The organism is Streptomyces sp. NPDC056738, from assembly GCF_042790435.1.
Lineage (GTDB): Bacteria > Actinomycetota > Actinomycetes > Streptomycetales > Streptomycetaceae > Streptomyces.
In genome coordinates, this window is the sequence record NZ_JBHTZF010000003.1 from 298,754 (window position 1) to 315,134 (window position 16,381).

27 protein-coding genes are annotated in these 16,381 nt (G+C 70.0%); 10 read left to right on the forward strand and 17 right to left on the reverse strand.

Annotation, left to right across the window (positions count from 1 at the left end):
• Positions 1 to 290: 290 nt before the first annotated feature.
• Both ACFRIC_RS08720 and ACFRIC_RS08725 read left to right on the forward strand, forming a co-directional pair.
• On the forward strand, positions 291 to 497 hold the full coding sequence (locus tag ACFRIC_RS08720; protein WP_382781540.1) for a hypothetical protein: 207 nt from the start codon (positions 291 to 293) through the stop codon (positions 495 to 497).
• A 22-nt stretch (positions 498 to 519) separates the two neighbouring features.
• Positions 520 to 759 (forward strand): hypothetical protein, encoded by a 240-nt coding sequence (locus tag ACFRIC_RS08725; protein ID WP_382781541.1) that lies wholly within the window; start codon positions 520 to 522, stop codon positions 757 to 759.
• A gap of 100 nt (positions 760 to 859) precedes the next feature.
• On the opposite strand, the gene ACFRIC_RS08730 is transcribed toward ACFRIC_RS08725, so the two are convergent.
• On the reverse strand, positions 860 to 1,204 hold the full coding sequence (locus ACFRIC_RS08730; protein WP_382781544.1) for a hypothetical protein: 345 nt from the start codon (positions 1,202 to 1,204) through the stop codon (positions 860 to 862).
• Between the two features lie 310 nt (positions 1,205 to 1,514).
• Here ACFRIC_RS08730 and ACFRIC_RS08735 point away from each other — a divergent pair, with 310 nt between their 5' ends.
• Complete coding sequence (locus ACFRIC_RS08735; protein WP_382781546.1) at positions 1,515 to 2,066, forward strand: PH domain-containing protein; 552 nt, start codon at positions 1,515 to 1,517, stop codon at positions 2,064 to 2,066.
• A 427-nt stretch (positions 2,067 to 2,493) separates the two neighbouring features.
• Here the strand turns inward: ACFRIC_RS08735 and ACFRIC_RS08740 are convergent, their stop codons facing one another.
• The 4 genes from ACFRIC_RS08740 to ACFRIC_RS08755 are packed head-to-tail and all read right to left on the reverse strand — an operon-like array spanning position 2,494 to position 3,330.
• Positions 2,494 to 2,703 (reverse strand): hypothetical protein, encoded by a 210-nt coding sequence (locus tag ACFRIC_RS08740; protein WP_382781549.1) that lies wholly within the window; start codon positions 2,701 to 2,703, stop codon positions 2,494 to 2,496.
• Positions 2,700 to 2,906 (reverse strand): hypothetical protein, encoded by a 207-nt coding sequence (locus tag ACFRIC_RS08745; protein ID WP_382781551.1) that lies wholly within the window; start codon positions 2,904 to 2,906, stop codon positions 2,700 to 2,702. Before ACFRIC_RS08745 ends, ACFRIC_RS08740 begins: the two co-directional genes overlap by 4 nt.
• Entirely contained in the window at positions 2,903 to 3,100 is a 198-nt protein-coding gene (locus ACFRIC_RS08750; protein ID WP_382781552.1) for a hypothetical protein, read from the reverse strand. Before ACFRIC_RS08750 ends, ACFRIC_RS08745 begins: the two co-directional genes overlap by 4 nt.
• The gene (locus ACFRIC_RS08755; protein WP_382781554.1) at positions 3,097 to 3,330 is read right to left on the reverse strand and encodes a hypothetical protein; all 234 of its coding nucleotides are present in this window, start codon (positions 3,328 to 3,330) and stop codon (positions 3,097 to 3,099) included. The genes ACFRIC_RS08750 and ACFRIC_RS08755 overlap by 4 nt, the downstream gene beginning before the upstream one ends.
• A gap of 298 nt (positions 3,331 to 3,628) precedes the next feature.
• Here ACFRIC_RS08755 and ACFRIC_RS08760 point away from each other — a divergent pair, with 298 nt between their 5' ends.
• Together ACFRIC_RS08760 and ACFRIC_RS08765 are read left to right on the forward strand one after the other, a co-directional pair.
• The gene (locus tag ACFRIC_RS08760) at positions 3,629 to 4,771 is read left to right on the forward strand and encodes a helix-turn-helix domain-containing protein (protein ID WP_382781557.1); all 1,143 of its coding nucleotides are present in this window, start codon (positions 3,629 to 3,631) and stop codon (positions 4,769 to 4,771) included.
• Entirely contained in the window at positions 4,768 to 5,307 is a 540-nt protein-coding gene (locus tag ACFRIC_RS08765) for a hypothetical protein (RefSeq protein WP_382781560.1), read from the forward strand. Before ACFRIC_RS08760 ends, ACFRIC_RS08765 begins: the two co-directional genes overlap by 4 nt.
• A gap of 194 nt (positions 5,308 to 5,501) precedes the next feature.
• Here ACFRIC_RS08765 and ACFRIC_RS08770 read toward each other — a convergent pair whose 3' ends face one another.
• From ACFRIC_RS08770 to ACFRIC_RS08820, 11 genes are all read right to left on the reverse strand, one after another.
• On the reverse strand, positions 5,502 to 7,625 hold the full coding sequence (locus ACFRIC_RS08770) for a cell division protein FtsK (RefSeq protein WP_382781563.1): 2,124 nt from the start codon (positions 7,623 to 7,625) through the stop codon (positions 5,502 to 5,504).
• Positions 7,626 to 7,710: 85 nt separating this feature from the next.
• Positions 7,711 to 7,896: a hypothetical protein gene (locus tag ACFRIC_RS08775; RefSeq protein ID WP_382781566.1), complete on the reverse strand. Its 186-nt coding sequence runs from the start codon at positions 7,894 to 7,896 to the stop codon at positions 7,711 to 7,713.
• A 3-nt stretch (positions 7,897 to 7,899) separates the two neighbouring features.
• Positions 7,900 to 8,109, reverse strand: coding sequence for a hypothetical protein (locus ACFRIC_RS08780; protein ID WP_382781569.1), 210 nt, complete (start codon positions 8,107 to 8,109; stop codon positions 7,900 to 7,902).
• Between the two features lie 92 nt (positions 8,110 to 8,201).
• Positions 8,202 to 8,525, reverse strand: coding sequence for a hypothetical protein (locus ACFRIC_RS08785; protein ID WP_382781572.1), 324 nt, complete (start codon positions 8,523 to 8,525; stop codon positions 8,202 to 8,204).
• Positions 8,522 to 8,695: a hypothetical protein gene (locus ACFRIC_RS08790; protein ID WP_382781575.1), complete on the reverse strand. Its 174-nt coding sequence runs from the start codon at positions 8,693 to 8,695 to the stop codon at positions 8,522 to 8,524. Before ACFRIC_RS08790 ends, ACFRIC_RS08785 begins: the two co-directional genes overlap by 4 nt.
• A gap of 5 nt (positions 8,696 to 8,700) precedes the next feature.
• The gene (locus tag ACFRIC_RS08795) at positions 8,701 to 9,939 is read right to left on the reverse strand and encodes a hypothetical protein (protein WP_382781577.1); all 1,239 of its coding nucleotides are present in this window, start codon (positions 9,937 to 9,939) and stop codon (positions 8,701 to 8,703) included.
• Entirely contained in the window at positions 9,936 to 10,148 is a 213-nt protein-coding gene (locus tag ACFRIC_RS08800) for a hypothetical protein (protein ID WP_382781579.1), read from the reverse strand. The genes ACFRIC_RS08795 and ACFRIC_RS08800 overlap by 4 nt, the downstream gene beginning before the upstream one ends.
• A gap of 38 nt (positions 10,149 to 10,186) precedes the next feature.
• Positions 10,187 to 10,561, reverse strand: coding sequence for a DUF6907 domain-containing protein (locus ACFRIC_RS08805; protein WP_382781582.1), 375 nt, complete (start codon positions 10,559 to 10,561; stop codon positions 10,187 to 10,189).
• 139 nt (positions 10,562 to 10,700) lie between these two features.
• Positions 10,701 to 10,883, reverse strand: a complete 183-nt coding sequence (locus ACFRIC_RS08810; protein ID WP_382781585.1) for a hypothetical protein — start codon at positions 10,881 to 10,883, stop codon at positions 10,701 to 10,703.
• A complete protein-coding gene (locus ACFRIC_RS08815) occupies positions 10,880 to 11,095 on the reverse strand; it encodes a hypothetical protein (protein WP_382781587.1) in 216 nt (71 codons plus the stop codon). Before ACFRIC_RS08815 ends, ACFRIC_RS08810 begins: the two co-directional genes overlap by 4 nt.
• Positions 11,095 to 11,601 carry a hypothetical protein gene (locus tag ACFRIC_RS08820; protein WP_382781590.1) on the reverse strand — a complete coding sequence of 169 codons (507 nt, stop codon included), beginning with the start codon at positions 11,599 to 11,601 and terminating at the stop codon, positions 11,095 to 11,097. The genes ACFRIC_RS08815 and ACFRIC_RS08820 overlap by 1 nt, the downstream gene beginning before the upstream one ends.
• Positions 11,602 to 11,815: 214 nt before the next feature.
• Here ACFRIC_RS08820 and ACFRIC_RS08825 point away from each other — a divergent pair, with 214 nt between their 5' ends.
• The 4 genes from ACFRIC_RS08825 to ACFRIC_RS08840 all read left to right on the forward strand — a co-directional run bounded on the left by ACFRIC_RS08825 (position 11,816) and on the right by ACFRIC_RS08840 (position 15,254).
• Entirely contained in the window at positions 11,816 to 12,028 is a 213-nt protein-coding gene (locus ACFRIC_RS08825) for a hypothetical protein (protein WP_382781593.1), read from the forward strand.
• A gap of 130 nt (positions 12,029 to 12,158) precedes the next feature.
• Positions 12,159 to 13,145, forward strand: coding sequence for an N-acetylmuramoyl-L-alanine amidase (locus ACFRIC_RS08830; RefSeq protein ID WP_382781596.1), 987 nt, complete (start codon positions 12,159 to 12,161; stop codon positions 13,143 to 13,145).
• Positions 13,146 to 13,349: 204 nt separating this feature from the next.
• On the forward strand, positions 13,350 to 14,117 hold the full coding sequence (locus tag ACFRIC_RS08835; protein ID WP_382781599.1) for a hypothetical protein: 768 nt from the start codon (positions 13,350 to 13,352) through the stop codon (positions 14,115 to 14,117).
• A 126-nt stretch (positions 14,118 to 14,243) separates the two neighbouring features.
• Positions 14,244 to 15,254 carry an LLM class F420-dependent oxidoreductase gene (locus tag ACFRIC_RS08840; RefSeq protein WP_382781603.1) on the forward strand — a complete coding sequence of 337 codons (1,011 nt, stop codon included), beginning with the start codon at positions 14,244 to 14,246 and terminating at the stop codon, positions 15,252 to 15,254.
• A gap of 111 nt (positions 15,255 to 15,365) precedes the next feature.
• Here the strand turns inward: ACFRIC_RS08840 and ACFRIC_RS08845 are convergent, their stop codons facing one another.
• A complete protein-coding gene (locus ACFRIC_RS08845) occupies positions 15,366 to 15,926 on the reverse strand; it encodes a hypothetical protein (protein WP_382781606.1) in 561 nt (186 codons plus the stop codon).
• Between the two features lie 162 nt (positions 15,927 to 16,088).
• On the opposite strand from ACFRIC_RS08845, the gene ACFRIC_RS08850 reads away from it, so the two are divergent.
• Positions 16,089 to 16,379, forward strand: a complete 291-nt coding sequence (locus ACFRIC_RS08850) for a hypothetical protein (RefSeq protein ID WP_382781609.1) — start codon at positions 16,089 to 16,091, stop codon at positions 16,377 to 16,379.
• Positions 16,380 to 16,381 lie beyond the last annotated feature (2 nt).

Sequence of the window (16,381 nt, forward strand, 5' to 3'; positions counted from 1 at the left end):
GAACTCGGCGGTCGGCGCCCCGCCCCAGAAAGTTCGGACCATCTTGCTGTCCGCCGGGGCTGGCCTGACCTATGGGGCGAGAACGCCTCTCACCTAGGAAGGTAGATCATGGCCCAAGACACGCCCGCCGTCGGTATCTGCAATCGATGCGGCCGGGCCATCCGTCCCAGCACTGTCACGCTCTGGGGCCTGACTTCCCCGACCCGTCACATTACTGTGCCGGGCCAACCGGAGGACTGCCCGGAGCAGCCCCGGATGCGTCCTGACCTGCGGCAAGTCACGCTGGCCCTATGACCACGTTGCCGATCATCGTGTACCCGACCGACGAGCAGGGCGGCCGACGCGTGCGGATGGACGGAGAGATCCTTGGCCTGGCGTACAGCCTGCGGGACATCGCCGAGTTCCTGCGGCGGGCCGGGCTCGAGGATCCGGACCCGGCCTGGGTGGAAGCCTCGACGCTGATCGAGTGGCGCGGCGGCGGCCCGGACGTCTGGTAACACTGATCAGCTTGGAGGATTGATGAACGACCGCACCCGTGTCTCGCTTGCTGTCCCCGCCGACCGCTACGACGAAGTCCATGCCGTCCTGCAGAGCCTTGCTCCCGACGTCGGCCCGAGCCGTGTCAATCGCCCCGGCTCCGATGGACCGATCGGGGTATCGGCGGGGTTCCCGGGTGACGTTCGAAAAGAGGTGCGGGCGCGCCTCGACGCGCTCGGCCTTGACTGCCAGGTGGAGCTGGGGACGCTCGACGAACTCTGATCCTCATCGGGACCCGGCTTCCTGAGTTCGGCCCCACGCATTGAGCGACCGTCGGCCGAGGCTCGCCACGAGTCAGTGACCACGAATGCGGAGGCACCCATCAACAGTTGCTCCAGGAGTTGTCGTCGGTCGCGCTATCGACACAGTCCTTGAGGCCCTCGATTGCGTCGTTCTGCGCTCCCTGGTCGATGGTGTCGAGGATTGTCTGCGCGGACGCCCGGTCCTCGCTGCTGAAGCACTCGGGATTCTGCAGGATCACGTGGGCGTAGGTTCGGCCCGCAGTCCGCTTCTGCGCCGCGTCCTGCTCTGCGCGGATGGTGTCGCCATACTCCTGGATCAGCTTCCGGGGCTCTGAGCACTGGGATCCAGAAGCGCTGGTGTCTGGGGCAGTGAGGCGGCCGACGGCGAAGCCACCGCCGGCAAGGGCTATGGCGACGACGGTCACGCCAAGGATGCGAGGAGCGGAGAGCATGAGGCATCTTCGCTGTCACCGGCCACCGGCGTCACGGGTTCGCTGCCAAGCGTTATGCGCTCGCCGCCCGACGCGCAGTCGCAGCTTCCTTCCTCGGCAGCGCAGGCACGTCCGAGGTGTCGTAAATAGTTTCGATCTCCCCCGTTAGCAGATCAGTTGACGTCGCCCTGCGCAGGCCGAGCCATATTCGCAGATCAGAGGGGTCGCGCGGGGGGAGGAGCCCGGCGGGTGAGGTCGCGAACGGGTCTGTACGATCCGGGCACAAAGTGAGAGGGGGGACGTCATGGCGACGTTCAACGTAAGACCAGACATCGACGCTGCCGCTGCGAGACTGAGTGGCACCTTCGGGGCGAAGCGGGAGATTGAGAGACTGCCTTCGGTGCTGTGGGAGGGCGAGACGGTCGAGATGCTCGCTAAAGGGCACTACGCCGGCGGTATCGGTTTGATCGCGATGACCAACCTGCGGCTGATCTTCTACAAGAACGGGATCATGCAGCAGACGGTCGAGGACTTCCCCTACGGGAAGATCTCCTCGGTGCAGTGGCAGGGCGGCATGCTCACGGGCACGCTCACGGTGTACACCTCGGGCAACCGGGCGGACATCCAGAACGTGTTGAAGAACGATGGCAAGATCCTGGCGGACGAACTGCGCCGCCACATTGCCCAGGGAACGGTCCCGGGCGCGCCGCCTGCGGGCCCCGCGGTTGTGGCCGCACCGGCGGCTGGGCCTGACGTCGCAAGCCGCCTGGCCACACTCGACCAGCTGCGTGGCCAGGGCCTCATCTCGGATGAGGAGTACACCCAGCGGCGCACGCAGATCCTGGACAGCCTGTAGGCCTGCTGACAGGACGAAGCCCCGGCCGGGGGAATCGGGCCGGGGCTTCGTCAGTGAGTCAGCGGGTGCCGGCGTCGTAGGTGCGACGGCACGCGTTGTGGAGTCGTCGGCCGAGGCGCAGCCTGAGCTTGCGGCCGCGACAGCGCGGGCACGTCCGCGGCTTCCCGAACCGCAGGGTCTCGCCCGTTCCGTGGCAGCGGCTGGAACGGGACGCCGGTCACATCTCACCAGCGGAGGGGGCGACCGCACCGCCCGGTGCGGGAAGGGCAGGCTTCACGCGCGGGTGCCGAGGCGAAGACCGCGCGGATGTGCTCGCGGAGTTCGGGGCCAAGGGGCGGGGCTTCAGCGGCCCTTCGCCGTGCCTCTTCGATGGCCGCGGGGCCGAGCAGGCGAACGGCCGCTTCGTAGGAGAACCTCGAATCGCTATTCATTCGGACGGCCCTGGGGTGTGGGGGGTTGCCACGACGGCGGCCTGCGGCTCCGGGACGGGCGAGCTGTTGAAGATCCGGCGGAGGGCGTCGACCCAGGCGCCGGGCTCCGGCTCGGGGGACGCGTCCACGCAGGCGTTGATGTGGTCGATGACCTCGTCGCCGAGGAGTGCCCGCCGGCGTGCTTGCGCCGGGGACTCGGCGGTCATGCGACGGCCTCGGGTGTGGACTCCGCGCGGCGGCGCACGATCTCCGCTTCGATCGCGTCGACCGTCACCAGCGGGTGGCCCGGGTACCAGGCGGCGACGGCCGCCTCCCGAGGTGTGCGGCCGGCGCGCTCGCGGACCGCGTCAATCAGGGCCTCGGCCGCTTGGCGGATGGCCACGTCTCGGGCGATGTAGACGCCGGTCATGCCCTGCCCCCCTTGCTGTGCCGCTGCGGGGCTACTGTCGGCCGGGTCTTGGGGACTGTGCCGCCGGGGTTGGTCCAGATCCGGCGGGCGTGCTCGACGTACTCGTCGGGCGGTTCCGGGGCGAGTGCGACGCGGGCCTTGATGGCGGCGACGGTCTCGGGGCCGAGGATCGCGAGCCGTTCAGCGCGGGTCACGCGGGCGTGCTTGGCGAGTCGGGATTGCAGCAGCGAGCTGCCTTCTGCGCCAGCGGACCGCCACCGGGGTTGGTCATGCTTCGGCGGAGTTCCTCGAGCAGCTCGGGCGGCGGCGCTGGGGCGGCGTCGACGCACTCTTGGATGTGGGCGACCATCTCGTCGCCGAGGATGAGACGGCGCCGCTCAGCAGGGGCGACGGAAGGACAGTCTTCGCACGGGATCTTCTTCACGTGATCATGCTTCTGGCCACCACTTGAGTCGTCCTGGAGTCGACGAGTCCTCTCCGAGAAACGTCTAGCATCTCGAACACTCGTTCGCTAGCCTGTGCGATTCTGCGGCTCGCTTGCCAAGCGGCTCCCGTCGTTCCCTTCTGCTCGCCGGTGTCGAACGGTGCAACGGATCCCCTCTTGCGGCATCCGTATCTTCAGTGTGCGTGAGCAGCAGTTTTCACTCTGCGTTAGATCGTTTTCGCAGGTGAGAGGCGTGGAACGTGTTTCGATTTTCGAAAAAATCGGCTACTCTGGACACATGCCGAACGAGGAAGAAGCCCTCCAGAACCGCGTCCGGTCACTCATGCAAGACGCGGGGATGACCCAGACCCAGCTGGCCGAGGCCATCGGAATCACCACGACGAAGCTGTCTCTGTCCCTCAGCGGGAGTCGCCGCTTCTCCACCTTCGAGCTGGCCGCCATCGCCGAGAAGTTCCACACGACCGTGGACTTCCTTGTCAGCGGGAAGTCGCTGCTGAGGCCAGCTCTCGCCGCTCGCGATGACTCAGACAAGTCACCGGGGTGGGAGGTGGCAGTGAAGCGCGCCGAGTCTCTCGACGAGACCGAAGCCGCGTTGAACGATCTAGACATCCCTCCGGCTCTTGCACCGCTCGCTAACTGGCAGCGCCCCACTCTCAGCGGACTCGCGATCGCCGACGGTCCCGCGCTGGCGGATGCCGCACGGACGCTCCTCACGGATGACTTCCGCGACGACATGCCCGGCGCCATCGAGGACGCCTTCGGTATCCACGTCACCGCCCAGTCGTTCGGCCCCGGTTTCGACGGCCTCTCCTGGCGGAGCGAGGACTGCCGGATCATCGTGATCAATACGGATTCCGCCTGGAGCCGGCAGCGCTTCACGCTGGCTCACGAACTCGAACATCACCTGGCGGGTGATGTCGATACGGACGGTCTCGTCGTCGACAGGGATGTGATGTTGACGCACCACCGCATTCCAGAGATGCGCGCCAACTCATTCGCAGCCGCGCTGCTCATGCCAGAGCAGGAGATCCGGGAGCGCGTCAAAGACACGGTGACGCCCACACTGTTCGCGTCCCTGATTGGTGTGTTCACCGTCTCCTCCGACGCGCTGGCTTGGCGGCTCAAGAACCTGGGGCTCGTCAATAGCGCCGAGCGGAACTCGTTCTCCCGCATGTCCGCAGCCGATGCGGCGCGAGAGGGCGGTTGGGAGGACCGCTACTTCGAGCTGGTCAAGCACCAGAGCAGACAGCGGCCACCGGGGGCGCTCGTGCTCCGGTCACTGCGAGCATTCGCCGCCGGCGACATCAGCGCCGAATGGCCCGCGCGCGTCCTGAACTGCGCTCCGGACCTGCTCCACGAAGCCCTGGACGGCGCGGCAAGCGAGGTGGCCGAGGACAAGGAACCGGTGTTTGTTCCGTGACGATCCTGGTGACCGACGCCTGCTCTCTGATCAACTTCGCGGCGTCAGGCGATATGGGCATGCTCAAGGCCAGCCTTGAGGTACGCACGTCACGTTGCACGCAGGCTGTGGACGGGGAACTTCGCAAATGGGTCCACAACTATCCGGCACTGAGGCCGTTGCTCGATGAGGGCTGGCTCGGCGAACCAATCGAACTCAACCGGGCGGGCGACCAGACAGCCGTCGGTCGTCTGAGAACCGCACTCGGTGGTACCCGTGCCCTGCCATTCCTCCACCTGGGAGAGGCCGAGTCCATTCACGCGATGCTTACGCGTGACGAGCTTTCCGGGGCGGTCCTGCTGACCGACGACCGGGACGCAACCCGCCTTGCGAATCGCCGCAGCCTCACGACGTGGGACACCACTCGATTGCTCGCAGACCTCCACTTCAACGGCGACGTGGAGTGGGAGCAGGCCCAACAGGTCCTTCAGCGGATGGAACAAGCGGATCGCGGGGTTCGCATACCTGCGAGCTACCACGAATTCACGCAGGGCTGACCACGCCCTTCAAGGCTCTGTACGGAAGCGGGGAGGGAGGCGAGCCTGGGGAGGCTGAACAGCCTGTCTCCCGCTTCCTCGCCTCCCAGGGATGAGCCTCCCTGGCCTCCCTGAACCCGCATAACCGCAGGTCGCCGCAGGGGAGGCTGACCAGGGAGGTATCAGGGAGAACTCCCCAAGATCCCAGAGCGTCCCTACTCGTCGTCGAAGTCGTCGACGTCCTCCGCGAGACGCTCCAAGACAGCGTCCTGGACCCGGTCCCGGGCGACGACCATCACTCCGTTGCTCTTGTACTGCTCGGCCCCGTAGGGCTCCAGCGCCCGCTTGAGATCCGTCGGCCCCCACGTTCCGTAGGCGTCCGGGTTGCGGGCCGCGAGCCGGTGCAGCACCTCCTGCGCGAGGACGCGCGCCTCGTCGCCGAGGACGGCCGACACGTCGGCGAGCGGGTCGGCCGGCTGGAACGTCGGCTCCTCGATCGTCGTCCCGCCCTCGTACAGGCCCATGGCGCGCTCGACGACCGGCGTCACCTCGTCGACGCCCTTGTCGGGGTCACGGGCCACGTAGTGGGCGCGGACAACCTCGAACGGCTTGCTGCTGAATCCGACAGTCACGGCCGTGCCGACGTCCTCGCCGGGAATCAGCGTGGTCGCGGTGATGCCAGCCTTGTGCCGGCCGGAGCCGAGCAGCCCGTCGTTCGCCACGTGGTCGCCGACCGCGAACGCCACACGGTGGCTGGTGTTACGGGTGACGTCGCGCGGCAGGCTGTCCGCAGTCGGGGAGACCGTGACCCAGATCAGGGTGATGGCCGTCTTCCTGGCCTTCTTCATCACCTTGATGGCCAGCTCAGCGGCCTCCTTGCCGTACTCCTTGTGCATGAACAGCTCGTGGCACTCGTCGAAGACGACGACCTTCGGCCGCATCCGCGGGTCCTTCAGGGCCAGTTCACGCGTCACCTTCGTGGCGCCCTCGCCAAGTTCCTCCAGCAACTTGCCGCGGAGGGTCACCTCGTCGCGCAGATTCCGCAGCGCCCTCAGCGCGGCCTCGATGTCCTCGTCGTCGTCGCCCTTGACCAGCTTGCGCAGGCGCGGCTTCAGCGGGTCGTAGTCCGTGTTGTACGCCATGACGTACGCCTCGACGATGACCAGCGGGTCGAGGATCGCACCGAGCAGCAGGGCGATGACCAGGGACGACTTACCCGAGCCCATGATCCCGCCGACCATGTAGTTCGCCGCCATCAGCTTCCCGATGATCGGCTCGCCGCGCTGCGACACCGCGACCGGCACGCCCTTGAAGTAGTCGGTGGTGCCCTCGGTGAGCAGCGGCCACGGCGGCACCGGTCCGGACAGGGAGCCCTGGTCGGCAACCCACAGGTCGAGGGTGCCAGGCTGCTTGGGCGGCTCGGTCGGCCAGACCTCGACGGGCTTGCGCAGCAGGTTGTGGGCCAAGACGCTCTTCTTCCCGAGGACCATCTCGACGGTGACGCCGAGGGGGAGCTGCAACTGGGTGTGCCAGCCGTTCCCCGAGCGGGTGGTGGGCTGCACCCAACGGGGCTGCCAGCCGTCCTTGATGGCCTTGTTGAGCGGGGCGATGCCGAGGTTGCCGAGCGCCCGCAGGATGGCGCCCTCGTCGGGCACGACGTCCCGCTGCTCGGGGTCGCCGGGCAACGCCCAGGCCGGGGCTGCCTGCCGGTGCCGTCCGACCGCCCACGCCCCGGCGAGCGCGAGGAACGGCAGCGCCGTCAGGAGGGGATCCCAGATGACGCCGGCGAGGAACGCGACCCAGCCGACCAGGCCGATCACGGCCTTCAACGGGACGAGGACGTCGTGGGCGTCGTGGTTGGCCCACGCGAGCATGATGCCGAGCATCAGCAGGACGCCCGCCCCGCCGGCGGTGGCCATGGCGATGGCCTTCGGGGCGTTGATGGCCAGCTGCAGCAGTTCCATCCGCCTGCGGTGCCGGGACTGCCGGTAGATGTAGGCGCGCTGCTCCCAGTCGCGGGCCACGTCCTCTTGCCCGGCGGCCTCGGCGGCGCGCATGAACCGCTCGTGCCGGGCGGTGGTGCGGGAGTCCCAGGCGCGGCGGGTGAGGATGCGGGTCCCGCCGACGAGGTAGGCGCCGTGGCGGACAGTGAAGCGGTAGGCGGGGTTCGTGCGGGTCTCGACGACGACGCGGCGCAGGTGGTCGATGCGGACCCGGTGGCGAGGTCCGTCCTTGGCGATCGGCTGCACCGTGGCCGAGGGCGCGCTCGGCTTCTCGGTGGCAGCGGGTGCGGGGGTGCTCGGTGGGGTGTCTGTCGGTCGGGTGGTGGTGTCCGTCATGCTGGGCGTTCCTTGTCTCTCACGTGGGACGGGAGCCCGGGGACGGCGGTCTGCTTGCCGGCGTGACGCCGTCCCCGGGGCGTGGCTACTTCTTGCGGCTCTTGCCGCGCTGGTCCTCCCGCTTCTGCGCGGTCTCGCGGATGCGCTCGGCCCGGTTCTCCAGCGCCTTCACGGGCTTGCCGCGGGCCTTGCGGCGCTCGATGCGGATGCCGAGGGCGACGACGCGGAGGATCTCGCCCGCGGAGTGCGGGTCCTTGTCGGTGAACGCCATCGGTCAGGCCTCCGGGGTGGTGTCGGCGGCGGTCGTGGCCTCGGCGATGAGCAGGTGGGTGCGGGCGATCGAGTCCCACAGGGTGCCGGCGGCGGCGTAGGGGGCAGCCTTGTGCGGGCCGTCGCCGCGGGCCGCGTTCTCGGCCCATCCGGCGAGCGTCTCAGCCTGGGCGAGCGCGTCGACCGCCTGCTTCAGGTGCTGCTCTCGGTTCACGGGTTCCTCCTGGTCGTGGGCTGGGTTGTCCGGCCCCACCGCGCCCCCGCAACCGTGGCCGTCTGAGCCACGGTTGGCGGAGGACGGAAGGGTCAGCGGCCCTTGGCGAAGTCGCGCCACATCGAGCGCAGGACAAGCAGGCAGGCGGTCGCGCAGCACGCGCCGATGGCGATGGCGATCGAGGCCAGCGCGAAGGCGAGCGAGCAGACGCACGCGGTGCCGCCGATGACCAGCCACTTCTTCGCGTTGAACTGCGAGGCAGGGGCGCCATGGTGCTGGCAGGCCGGCGCCTGCTGCTGGGCCTGCGACAGCTTGGCCAGCTCGACGGCGGCGAGCGCGACCTGCACGGCGGCCGTGTTCACCGCAGCCTCCGCGGCGGCGGCCTCTGCCTTGGCGAGCGGGTTGGGCTCGGTCATCGCGCCCACCTCCGAACACGGGGCACGGACAGGCGGGTCGCGAGGCCGAGGCCGAACGCCACCACGACGGGCTTGGACAGGACGGCGGCGACGACCGCGAGGACCAGGGCGAGGAGCTGCGGGTAGGCGAGCAGCAGGCCCGCGAGGGCGCCGAGGAGAAGCCAGCGCATGACCATCACCGTCCTTCCGGGGTGACCACTTGGCGGCGCAGCTCGGTCGCCTCGCGGCGGCTGAGTCCGAACTCGTCCTGCAACTGGGAGATGGTCACGCGGCGGCCGGTGGCAGATGACCGGTCGCGGTCGAGGCGCTGCGCCCTTTTCAGCAGCTCGCTCGCGGTGATCGTGACCACCTCGGTGACCACCTGGCGGCCGGGCTGCGCGGCCACGGCAGTGGTCATCTTCGAAGCGTCGCCGCGCTCCAGCCCGGTGCCGCCGCTCGTGTCCTTCCAGTGCCAGGGCAGCGACTCGGGGATGACCACTCGCGGGCCCGGGCGGGAGACGAGCGGCAGCAGGCGGACACAGGGCGGGACGACCGGCGGCCGCGCGGGAGGCAGCTCCTTCCGCTCCTCGGGGACCTGCTCGACGGTCACCTCGACGGCGTCCTGCCACGGCGAGGCGAGGTCCATCGTCGCGAGGGACGCGGCGTGGCGGCGGGCGGCAAGCAGGTCGAGGAGCTTCGCCCGCTGCTCTGCGCTCGCGCCGGCCTGCGCCTTGCCCACGGCCACGGACAGGCGCCGGGACAGGCGGGCACGGCCGCGACCGCCGGGCGAGGTGTCGGCGAGCTTCGCGGCCAGGCCCACCGCCTTCACCGTCCACCGGTCCCGGGAGATCTGCTCCGCGGTGCGGTCACGGACGGCGAGGCCGAGCCGAGACAGCAGCCGCTCGCGCAGCTCCCGGGCGAGCAGCGCGGGCAGGCTGCCCGAATCGGCGCCGGGCTTCGCGTGCCGCAACTCGATGCCCATGGCCAGGTGCCACAGCAGCGCGGCCATGACCGGGCCGACGACGGCGCGGACCGTGCCGCCGACGATGCCGGACTCGGCGTAGGCCGGGATGACCTGCACTCCGGTGATGAACCAGACCAGCATCCCCGGGGTGCCCGGCGCGCCCTGGGTGCGGAGGTTCTGCCGGGCCATCAGTGCGCAGGAGAAGAGAGCCAGTTCGGCGGCGAGGAACATCACGGACCGTTCCTCGACGGCGGTCATGCCGAGGCGGTCGCGGGCGAACCCCCACGAGGTGTCGCCGGAGTATGCGGTGCAGACGAGGGCGCCGAGCGCGGCGACGAGGACGGCGGCCGGCGGGCGAGTGGTGGTCTTGCGGACGGTGCGGGCGGCGAGCGTGACGGCGATGAGGAGGGTCACCGTGGCGCCGACGAGGGCTGTCGGGTGGGCATGCGCCCACGTCTGTAGGGAGGTCACTGCTTCCCGTCCTCTCGGAATCCGGCGTAGTCGCCGGGCGGGTAGACGTAGTTGCTGAGCGCGCCTTCAGCGGCGACGGCCGCGGCGCCGAGGGTGGCGATGACGGCGGCAGTGCCGGCGTGTCCGTGGTGGGCGGCCGCGTGGGCGGTCACGGAGGCGACCTGGGTAGCGCGGCGGGCGGAGGCAGGCGTGCCGTCGTCCGTGTTCATGGCCCCGTAAAGGGCGTCGCGCGCCCGGTCTCGGAGACTCACTGGCCACCGTCGCGGATGGTGTCGAGGCGGTCGGCGAGGTCGCGTAGGACGTCGGCGTACCGGTCGAGGTCTGCGGCCAGGGTGTACAGCTCGATGGGGTTGAGGGTCTCGCCGAGCGGGTGGACGGAGACGCCGGGCGTCCGGCCACCGAGATGCGGGTCGGAGGAGTCGGCGTATGGGGACTGGACGATCTCGACCGACAGCAGCGTCTGGCCGCGGTGGACGAGGTCGCGGGTGGGGCCGGCGTGGATGAGGTCAGCACGCAGGGACAGGGGGTCGTGGTGGCTGTGTCCTGAACACCACCAGGGCTCCGGCAGGGAGACGTCGCCGTGGTCGGAGGTGGTGAGGGTGATGGCGCGGGGCTCGGTCATCGGCCCGCCCTCCGGCGAATGGCGCCCGTGACGCCGGCCTCGGTAACGCGGACGTCGACCCGGCGGGAGATGAGCCCGGCGGCGATGAGACGCCGGCCGGGGACGGCCCGCGCGGGGCGGGCCGTCTCGGTCTGGTTCGTCACTGGGTGCCGCCGTTCTGTCCGGCGAGCGGCCGGAGCTGGTCGAGGCGGGCGACGATGTCGGCGGCGATCTGGTCGGCCAGCTCGGGCGTGTACCTGCCGGGCATGGCCTTGCGCAGCGCCTGGTGGACGGCGGCGGGTGTGGCGGGGATGGCCTTGTCGAGGTCGAGGAGTGCGCTCACCGGGCACCGCCGCAGGAGTGGACGTGGGCGGTGAGGAGGTCGGCGACCTCGCCGACGAGGGCGCTCGGGTCCGGGACTTCGGTGACCAGCTCGACGAGGAGGCTGTGGAAAGCGTCCATCTCGGGGCCGCCGAGCCCGGCCGCGGTGTTCGCGGCGTGGTTGGCGTCGAGCTGCCCGAGGATCCGGGCAGCGTCGGCGGTGAGGGTGGCCATCAGGCAGCCACCCCAGCCAGGGTCTCGACGTCAGCCGGGGCGACCTCGATGCGCTCGACCTTGAGGCTCGGCGCGCAGTCCTTCATCGGGACGGGGCCGAGGTTGTTGGCCTTGAAGATCGCGGTGATGGCGGCGAGGTCAGGGGTCTGCCGGGAGGACGGGGTGCGGAAGACGCGCCACGTGCCGTAGATGCCAGCCGGGAGGCGGTCGAGGATCTTCTTCGCGGCGCGCTTGCCGCGGTCAGCGCGGCGGGCCTGGTCGGCGGCGCGCTCGTACTCGCGGGCGGCGGTCTCGATGGCCTCGACGGCGGGGATCTCGTCGGCCTCGTACAGGCCGGCCGGGTCCGGGGCCTCGGCGACTGCGGGCGCCTCGGGCTGGGCCTGCTCGGTGACGAGGGAGGCCGGGGCGATGACGGAGCGGATGGCGTCGGCGGCGGTTCCGACGACGGCGCCGATCAGGCCGCGCACCGTCCGAGCGGTGCGGGGGGTCATGAGAAGCTGAAGCACGCGGTTCTCCTGGTTGAGTCAGGTTGATCCGTGAGGCCCTCGTTCGGTGCTCCAACACCGGCGGGGGCCGCTTGCGTTGTCGGGGTTGGTCTCCCTTGCCGACACCTCCACTTTAGGGAACATCATGTTCCATCGTCAAGGCTCACAGCCATGGACTTTTTCGCGCATCTAGGTAACCTCATGTTCCATGGAAGCCAATGGAACACTATGTGTCATGGATAAGCGATCACTAGCGCAGTTCGCGCAGCGCTTCAGGGAAGCCGAACAGCGGACAGAAGTCCTGCGGCAGGAACTCGCGGTAGCGATCCAGCAGGCGAACGCGGACGACCTGCCGCAGAAGGACATCTGCGAGGCGACGGGCTACACGCGCCAACAGGTCCGACGCATCGTGCTGGCGGGCGAGAGCACCAGCTCCGACGGGCCGTGACCCCTCGCGGATATCTCACACACATCTCACAGACCTGACGGCCGGAGGCGGTTTAATCGCCTCCGGCCTGTCCGTTCCGCGCTTCACAAGGACGGCCTGGACACCATGGACGCCCGCTAGGGTGGCTGACGTGTCGTACGTAGGCCCAGACTTCGATCCGCCCCAGCCGCGCCGCTCCCGGCGCGGACCGCTCACCGTCGCGCTCGCCGCGCTCGTACCCGGCGCACTGGCCGGGTACCTCGTGTGGCAGGCCGTGGGAGACGGCTCGGGAGGCGGGTCCGACCGGGCCGTCTCCCCGGCGTCGTCCTCCGCGCCCGGCTCCGGCTCCCCTTCCGCACCGGCGTCCGCCTCGACGAAGGACGACGGCCGGCCGGGCTCGTCCTCCGCACCGGCGCCCTCACGCTCCTCCTCGTCCTCCCCGTCCTCGAAGCCGGCCGCGTCCGGCTCCCTCAAGGGCAAGGTCATCGTCATCGACCCGGGGCACAATGCCGCCAACTTCCGGCACGCCTCCGAGATCAACCGCAAGGTGAACATCGGAACGAACTGGAAGGAGTGCGACACCACCGGCACGTCGACCAACGCGGGTTACACGGAAGCCCGGTTCACCCTCGACGTCGCGCACCGCATGCGGGCCATCCTCGAAAAGCAGGGCGCCACGGTGAAGTTGACCCAGGACGGCGACCGTTCCTTCGGTCCCTGCGTCGACGAGCGCGCCCGCATCGGCAACGCGGCGCACGCGGACGCGGTCGTCTCCCTGCACGCCGACGGATCGGCGGCGGGCAACCGCGGCTTCCACGTGATCCTTCCGGCGTCCGTGCACGCGGGGGCCGCCGACACCCGCCCGATCGTCGCCGCCTCCCGCGACCTCGGCGAGCACATCGCCGGTCTGTTCGTCCGCGAGACGGGCAGCGCGCCCTCCAACTACGTCGGTGACGGAACCGGACTGGTGGTCCGTAAGGACCTCGGCGGTCTCAATCTGTCAACGGTTCCGAAGGTGTTCATCGAGTGCGGCAACATGCGCGATACGAAGGACGCGGCGCTGCTCACCAGTGGCGCCTGGCGGGAGAAAGCGGCACGGGGGATCTCTGAAGGAATCGTTGGTTTCCTGCACGGGTAGTGATCTACGGATCCAACCCGGCGACACCCTGATCGTCCGGGCGATAGTGTCGTCCGTACGATAAAGGGCCACCCCCGCGCTTCACACCGTGTGCCGACGGCTGCACCATGTCGGCGGCACGGCGTACGGCGATGCCTCACCGACGACGAGACGACTGACGAAGGACCTGAAGTGAATATCCGCTCCCTCACTCGAGGCGACGGCGTGGTGATCGGAGCAGCGGTGTTGCTGTTCATCGCGTCGTTCCTGCACCTCTACTCCGTTTCCGGGTACAACCTGGACACGAACGCCTGGGACAACCTCGGTTACGGCCTCGGCGTCTACATGGGCGGGGTCATCGGCGCCGCCCTGATCGTCGTCAACCGCTGCCTGCCCCAGCCGCGCAAGGTCCTCGGGCTCGACCTGGGCGCGGTCGGCGTGGCGTTCACGGTCCTCGTCGCGTGGACCCTGTTCTGGTCGCTCGTGGACGTCGGCGACGGCGCCAGCGCCGCCGCGGGTCTCATCCTCGGCTTCATCGCGGCCCTCGTCCTGGCCGGCGCGGCCGTCGCGACCCCGCTCGTCCCCGCGCTCCAGGCCGCCCTCATGGGTGCCCCGACCCCGATCGCCCCGGCGCCCTACGGCGGTCAGCCGCAGGGTGGTTACGGCTACCCGGGCGCCTCGCAGCCCGGCCAGCCCGCTCAGCAGCCCTACGGCGCCCAGCCCTCGCAGCCCACGCAGCCGTTCGGCGGACAGCCGAGCCAGCCGTCGGCTCCGCAGACGCAGTCGCCGGCCCAGGACTTCTCGCCGTTCTGGTTCGCCGTCCCGGTCGCCCGGCCGCTCTTCTCGGAGGACGGCGCCTCGACGCCGATCGCCGAACTGGCTCCGGGCACCTGGTACCTGGCCGTCGAGCAGCGTGGCGCGACCCTCGTGGCGCAGACGCAGGACGGTCGTCGTGGTGTGCTTCAGGACACCTCGGGGATCCAGCGCGGCTGATCCGCCCCTCGCTCGCGCGACGGCCCCCCGCCCTTTCCGGCGGGGGGCCGTTGTCGTACAGTCGCAGCACGCACCGGACCTGACGGATCGTCAGAACCTTGTCAGAACTCTGCTTCTGGAGGCGCCATGCGGCTCGGTCTCGCGCTCGGCTACTGGGGGCGCGGTCCCTCGGCGGACCATGTGCCGCTCGCCCAGGAGGCGGAGCGGCTCGGCTACCACTCGGTGTGGACCGCGGAGTCCTGGGGCTCGGACGCGTTCACCCCGCTCACCTGGATCGCGGCGCGGACCACGCGCATCCGGCTGGGCACGGCCGTCGCGCAGATGGCCGCCCGCTCCCCCACCACCACCGCGATGCACGCGCTCACGCTCGACCATCTCTCCGGCGGCCGCATGATGCTCGGCCTCGGCCTGTCGGGACCCCAGGTCGTCGAGGGCTGGTACGGGCGGCCGTTCCCCAAGTCGCCGCTGACCGCGACCCGGGAGTACGTCGACGTCGTACGCCAGGTCCTGCGGCGCGAGGGACCGGTGGAGCTGGACGGCCGCTTCCACTCCCACCCGTACCGGGGCGCCGACGGCACGGGGCTCGGCAAGGCGCTGAAGCCGATCACGCACCCGCTGCGGGCCGGACTGCCGCTCCTGCTCGGCGCCGAGGGGCCGAAGAACATCGCGCAGACGACCCGGATCGCCGACGGCTGGCTGCCGCTGTACTGGTCACCGACCCGCCCTCAGGCGTACGAGGCCTCGCTCACCGACCTGCCCGAGGGCTTCCTCGTCGCACCGATGGCCCGAGCACACGTCTGCGACGACGTCGCCGAAGGGCTGCTGCCGGTCAAGGCGATGCTCGGCTTCTACATCGGCGGGATGGGGCACGCGGCCCGCAACTTCCACGCCGACCTGATGGCCCGGATGGGCTTCGGGGAGGAGGCCCGCAGAATCCAGCGGCTGTTCCAGGAAGGCCGCCGGGAGGAGGCCGTGCTGGCCGTCCCCGACGCCTTCGCCGACGAGATCTCCCTCGTCGGACCGCGTGAACGCATCGCCGAGCGCCTGGAATCGTGGCGCAAGGGCCCGGTGACCGACCTGCTGGTCCTGTCCCCGGACCCCCACACCCTGCGCGTGCTGGCCGAGCTGAACTCCTAGGGCGGGTACGGCCGTTCCCGCCGCTCCCCGGTCGTTGCCGCCGCCCCGGCCCGTACCGGTCCGTTCCGGCTCCGTACCCGTCCGCTCCGGCCCGCACCCGTCCTCGCCGCGTCAGCCGCCGCTGAGCTGGGACGCCGAGGGCACCTTGTCCTTGACCTCGGCGCCCGCGCTCTTCCCGGCCGCCTTCACCTGGTTGATGACGTCGTCGAAGGAGTTCACGACGGAGTCCGTGGAGTCGCCGTTGCGCAGTTTCGCGGGAAGGTCCTTGAGCGCGGCGATGCCCGCGGCGAGCGGGGCGACGGCCTTCGACAGCGCGGGGTCGCCCTCGGCGTTCTTCGAGGCGGCCTTGAGCCGGTTGTAGGCGAAGACACCGGCCAGCCCGGCCTTGACCAGCGCGAGCTTGCGGCCCTTCGCACCCTTCTTGAAGGTGCCCGCCTTCCAGGGTTTGACGATCCACTGGTAGGTGGCGCCGGCCGCGAGCCCGGCGTTCGCCACGAAGCGGGTCTTGGCGAACTTCTGCTTCTCGGCCGACGTGGTGGGCGTCGGCGTGGCGGCCAACTGCGTCGCGGTGGCGCTGTCCTGGCCGGATCCGTCACCACAGGCCGTGGCGCCGCCGATCAGGACGCAGGAGAGGGTCAGCGCCACGAGCAGGCGCCGTATCGGTACGGGCACGGGATCCTCCGGATGAGGGGACGGTTCTCCCTGTCCGCCGGTGCTCGCCTCCCACGGGGGCGGACACGGCTCTCCCCGGCAGCGTCACCCGGCTCCGGCGGCCGTGCCAGCCGGTGGGGGCCGTTCGGGTTTCATCCGGGGCCGACGGGCAATCCGCTCGACATGTCCCCTAGATATCGCAACGGCAATCAGGCGGGGACGATCATCGCGATCGTCGCCGACGTCATGGCCGTCATTCTCGGTCTCTGGATCCTGATGTATCTGCTCGACGCCAATCGTGGCAACGATCTCGTGCAGTTCATCCACAGCACCGCGGCCTGGCTGGCCGGCTGGTCGCGCGACCTGTTCACCTTCGACAAGGAGTGGGCGCGTGTCGTCGCGGGCTACGGCCTCGCCGCCGTCGTCTACCTGTTCATCGGCCACGCGGTGGCGAACCGCATCCACCGCCACTGACC